Source organism: Azospirillum sp. B506, assembly GCF_000333595.1.
Taxonomy (GTDB): domain Bacteria; phylum Pseudomonadota; class Alphaproteobacteria; order Azospirillales; family Azospirillaceae; genus Azospirillum.
This window is the reverse complement of sequence record NZ_BADK01000096.1, coordinates 1-5,436: the sequence shown is the minus strand read 5'-3', so window position 1 is coordinate 5,436 and position 5,436 is coordinate 1. Positions and strand designations below refer to the sequence as shown.

Below are 5,436 nucleotides of genomic sequence, written 5' to 3'. Positions count from 1 at the left end.
CTTCCCATATCATGCGCGTTCATTTTCGTAAAGAAACATGCTTGTGTTACGAACAATATCCGGCGTACGGTGCCGCCACTCCAGCCGGGCGCCGGAACCGGCGCCTTTTCGCTTTGGTCCATTCCGCGCATCTGATTGACTGACGCCCCTTTTCAGACCGGAGACAGCCCCCCGATGGATGCCCGCCTGGACGCCGAACGCCGCCAGCAGGAAATCGTGGCCCTGGTCCATGCCAAGGGCATGGTGCAGATCCAATGGCTGGCCGAACATTTCGACGTCACGCCGCAGACCATCCGCCGCGACATCGAACATCTGGCCGGCCAGTCGGCGGTGCGGCGCTTCCGCGGCGGCGTCACCGTGCCGTCCAGCGTGGAGAACATCGCCTATTCGACCCGCCAGACCCTGATGGCGGAGGAAAAGCGCCGCATCGCCGAACTGGTCGCCCGCCATGTGCCGGAGGACGCCTCGCTCTTCCTCAACATCGGCACGACGACCGAGGCGGTGGCCCAGGCCCTGCTCGGCCACAAGCGGCTGCGGGTGCTGACCAACAACCTGAACGTCGCCACCATCCTGCACAAGAACACCAACTTCGCCCTGTCCATCGCCGGCGGCCTGGTGCGCGAGCGTGACGGCGGCATCATCGGCGAGGCGACGGTGGAGTTCATCCGCCGCTACAAGGTCGACATCGGCATCATCGGCATCAGCGGCATCGACAGCGAAGGCGACCTGCTGGATTACGACGAGCAGGAGGTCCGCGTCGCCCGCGCCATCATCGAAAGCTCGCGCCGGGTGTTCCTGGTCACCGACCACACCAAGTTCGGCCGCAACGCGATGATCCGCATGGCCGACGTCAGCGTGCTCGACGCGCTGTTCACCGACCGCCTGCCGCCACCGGAGCTGATGGAGGTGCTGGGCAACGCCGACTGTCAGGTCCATGTCGCCGACGGCAGCGACGCGACCAACGGCGACGGCGAGGAGGCGGAGGACTGACGGGATAGCCCCCGTTTCGGCGAAACAGCTTCAAACGCCGCACCCCCCTCCACAGCCCCGATGCCGCTTGCCGAAGCGGGGCATCGCCTCCACTCTGTGTTGTTGGGCCTGAAGAAAACGGTTGGCCCGGCAAACAGAGATGAGTAGGTGTGCGGTGATCATCGAAAGCGACCTCAAGCTCGACTTCAAGGATGTGCTGATCCGGCCGAAACGCAGCACGCTGCAGAGCCGCAACGACGTGGACGTCAACCGGACCTTCACCTTCCTCCACACCCAGCGCGACTGGACCGGCTTCCCGCTGATCGCCGCCAACATGGACGTGACCGGCAGCATGGGCATGGCCCGCGCGCTGTCGCGCTTCGGCGCGATGACCGCCCTGCACAAGCATTACAAGGCCGACGAGCTGGCCGCCTTCTTCCGGGAGGAGGCCGAGTCCGCCACCCTGTCCAACGTCTTCTATTCGATGGGCATCGCCGAGGCCGACCACGACAAGTTCCAGGCGGTGAAGGCCAGAGCGCCGGTGGGGAAGATCTGCCTGGACGTCGCCAACGGCTATACCGAGCGCTTCGTCGAGGTGATCGCCCGCCTGCGCGAGGAGAATCCGGACACCGTCATCATGGCCGGCAACGTCGTCACCGGCGACATGACGGAGGCGCTGCTGCTGGCCGGCGCCGACATCGTCAAGGTCGGCATCGGGCCGGGGTCGGTCTGCACCACCCGCAAGATGACCGGCGTCGGCTATCCCCAGCTGTCGGCCATCATCGAATGCGCCGACGCCGCCCACGGGCTGAAGGGACAGGTCTGCGGCGACGGCGGCTGCACCGTGCCGGGCGACATCTCCAAGGCCTATGGCGCCGGGGCCGACTTCGTCATGCTCGGCGGCATGCTGGCCGGCCATGACGAGTGCGAGGGCGAGATCCGCTACGAGGACCGGGACGGCAACCGGGTGCCGGTCGCCATGACCTTCTACGGCATGTCGTCGGACACGGCGATGCACAAATATGCCGGTGGCGTCGCCTCCTATCGCGCCTCGGAAGGCAAGACGGTGGAGGTGCCCTACCGCGGCCCGGTGGAGAACACGATGCAGGAGATCATGGGCGGCGTGCGCAGCATGATGACCTACATCGGTGCCACCCGGCTGAAGGAGGTGCCGAAACGCACCACCTTCGTCCGCGTCGGCGCCCAGCTGAACACCGTCTTCGGCGGCTGACCCGCCGGGCAATCGCGCCCAGTGCCGCATGGCTGATCCCTGCCGGCCCACCCCACCCGATTCTTGTCTCTTGGTCCCGTTCCGTTCTACTGCTTGGGTAAGCGGCGAATCGGATCTTTGCGGGAACGAGAGTGCTTATGGACGGGGTGCCCGGCAGCGGAGCGGACGTGATCCGCGCCCAGTTGCCGACCCTTCCGGACACGCCCGGCGTCTATCGGATGCTGGCGGCCGACGGGTCGGTCCTTTATGTCGGCAAGGCGAAGAACCTGAAGCGCCGGGTGGCCAGCTACACCCGGACCGACGGGCTGCCCAACCGCACCCGGCGGATGGTGTCGCTGACCCGCTCGATGGAGTTCGTCACCACCCACACCGAGGCCGAGGCGCTTCTGCTGGAAGCGAACCTGATCCGCAGCCTGCTGCCGCCCTTCAACATCCTGGTGAAGGACGACCGGTCCTTCTCCTACATCGTCATCGGGAAAGGTCATGACTTCCCCCGCCTGATGCAGCATCGCGGCAGCGCCGAGCGCCGCGGAACTTCAGGGAAGGGCAACCGGCGGGACTCCGACCTGTTCGGCCCCTATGCCTCGCCGCATCTGGTCGGCATGACCATCGCCGCCCTGCAACGCGCCTTCCTGCTGCGGACCTGCGACGACGGTGTGTTCGCCTCGCGCACCCGGCCCTGCCTGCAGCACCAGATCAAACGCTGCTCCGCCCCCTGCGTCGGCCGCGTCAGCGAGGACGAGTATGCCGACCAGGTGCAAGGCGTGCGCGACGTGCTGTCCGGCCGCAGCGCCGAGGTCCAGGCGGAGTTCGCCCGCCACATGCTCGACAGCTCCGACCGGCTGGAATACGAGGACGCCGCCCGCTGGCGCGACCGCATCCGCGCCCTGACCGCCCTGCAGAGCCACCAGGACATCAATCTGGAGGACACGCTGGGCGACGCCGACGTGCTGGCCCTGCACCGCGAGGGCGGTGCCGCCTGTGTCCAGGCCTTCTTCTTCCGCGGCGGCCGCAACCAGGGCACCCGCGCCTTCTTCCCGCGGATCGATGCCGACGAGGAGCCGGGCGACATCCTGGCTGCCTTCGCTGCCCAGCTCTATGCCGACACCCCACCGCCCGCCCTGCTGTTGNTGAGCGCCCCGGTGAGGAACCGGATCTGCTGGAGAGGGCGCTGAGCCTGTCCGCCGGCCGCCGCGTTACGGTGGAATGCCCGAAACGCGGACCGAAGCGCCGTGCCGTCGAGCACGCGCAGACCAACGCCCGCGATGCGCTCGGCCGCCGGCTGGCCGAGCGCTCCACCCAGGCGACTCTGCTGGACGGGGTGGCGCGCGTCTTCGGCCTGCCCGCCGCCCCGCGGCGAATCGAAATCTACGACACCTCGCACATCCAGGGGGCCTTCCCGGTCGGCGCCATGGTGGTGGCCGGGCCGGAGGGGTTCCAGCGCAACGCCTACCGCCGCTTCCACATCCGCGATCCCGAAGCCGCCGGCGACGATTACGCCATGCTGCGCGAGACCTTCACCCGCCGCTTCCACCGCAGCAGCGCGGCAGGCCGCGACTCCGGGCCCGATTCCGCCCAATGGCCCGACCTCGTCCTGATCGACGGCGGACTCGGCCAATTGAATGCGGTGAAGGACGAGCTGGCGATGCTGCAGATCACCGACATCCCGCTGGTCGCCATCGCCAAGGGGCCGGACCGCAATGCCGGGCGCGAACGCTTCTTCCGTCCCGGTCAGCCGCCGCTGACGCTGGAGCCCAACGACCCGGTGCTGCATTTCCTGCAAAGGCTGCGCGACGAGGCCCACCGCACCGCCATCGACAGCCACCGCGCCCGCCGCATGAAGGCGATGTCGCACAGCCGGATCGACGGCATCCCCGGCATCGGCCCGGCCCGCAGGAAGGCGCTGCTGCACCATTTCGGCAGCGCCGCCGCCGTGGCGTCGGCCGGACTGAAGGATCTGGAGGCCACCCCGGGCATCAGCGAAGCGATCGCGCGAAAGCTCTACGAACACTTCCATGGATGAAATTCGGGCACCCAACAAATCAACATCGCAAAGCGCGCGAATACCCCAAGATTTGCAAGCAATGGCAGTGCAACAATTCTGTAACCTGCCATCGAATGGCCATGAATCAGGCAAATATCGACCTGCAAATTTAAGAAAATTAAACAATACTGTGATCGGATAATGTTCCAGCGGGTGTTCCGGATTGCTGATCCGCAATCGCCCGCCTCTTCCGCATCGCGCCGTCTGCATCACGCCTCGCGCAAACCGCCTCCGCTCAGCTCCTAATCGAGGTGAAGAACCATGCTTGCCGACTGGCACATCCAAACCAAGACGGCCGCCGCCGCCGCCGTCGTCGGGCTCTTCTCCATTGTGACGGCCGCCGCCGGCTTCTACGCGCTGGACCGCACCGAAAAGGCTGTCAACGATCTGGTCCGCACCCAGAAGGAACAGCTCGACGCCTTCGACATGCGCATCGACATCGTCGCCCTGAGCCGGATGGAGTATGAGCTGGGCAACGATCCCGCCCAGGCCGCCAGCTTCGCCGGTCAGGCCGACAAGCGGATTGCCGAGATGAAGGACCGGTTGACCGCCCTGGGCAAACGCTCCGATCCCGACCAGATGGCGAAGGTCGATGCGATCCGTGCCGGCTTCAGCGGCTACGAGAAGAACGTCCGGGCCATGCTCGACACCGCCAGAACGGCGGCGGCCAAGGGCGGCGACGAGGGACGCGTGCTGGTGCTGGACGGCCTGAAGGCCAGCCGCGCCGGTCAGATGGCGCTGACGGACGCGGTGAAGGTCTACAACGGCGACGTGTCGAAACGCACCGACGCCGCGGTCACCGACGCGATGGAGCTGGCGCAGGCCATGAAGGCCACGCTGGCGGTCGCCGCGGCGCTGGCGCTTGCCGTCGGTCTGCTGATCTCCATCATGATCTCTCGCATCGGGCTGGTCCTGCCGCTCCGCGCCCTGATCGAGGAGGTGCGGCGGATGGCCGGCGGTGCGCTCGACAAGAGTGTGGAAGGCATCGGCCGCAAGGACGAGATCGGCGAGCTGGCCCGCTCGGTCGAGGGCTTCCGCCAGGATCTGGTCAAGGGCCGCGAGGTCCAGGCCGAGGTCGACCGCCAGCACGAACAGGCGCTTGCCGTCGCCGATCGGCGCGAAGGGCTGCTGCGCGCCTTCGACAGCGCCATCTCTGGCATTCTGCGCGGCGTCGCCTCCGCGGCGACCGAAC

Annotated in this window: 3 protein-coding genes and 1 pseudogene; all 4 read left to right on the top strand. The window is 67.1% G+C overall.

The window, feature by feature from the left end; all coding sequences use genetic code 11:
- Positions 1-186 precede the first annotated feature (186 nt).
- The gene (locus I71_RS03695; protein ID WP_244433612.1) at positions 187-990 is read left to right on the top strand and encodes a DeoR family transcriptional regulator; all 804 of its coding nucleotides are present in this window, start codon (positions 187-189) and stop codon (positions 988-990) included.
- Between the two features lie 154 nt (positions 991-1,144).
- Positions 1,145-2,200 carry a GMP reductase gene (locus tag I71_RS03690; RefSeq protein WP_042690800.1) on the top strand — a complete coding sequence of 352 codons (1,056 nt, stop codon included), beginning with the start codon at positions 1,145-1,147 and terminating at the stop codon, positions 2,198-2,200.
- 137 nt (positions 2,201-2,337) lie between these two features.
- Positions 2,338-4,223, top strand: a pseudogene (gene uvrC, locus I71_RS03685) (excinuclease ABC subunit UvrC).
- Between the two features lie 282 nt (positions 4,224-4,505).
- Positions 4,506-5,436: HAMP domain-containing protein (locus I71_RS03680; protein ID WP_042690798.1), on the top strand; the 931-nt coding region annotated here is incomplete at its 3' end.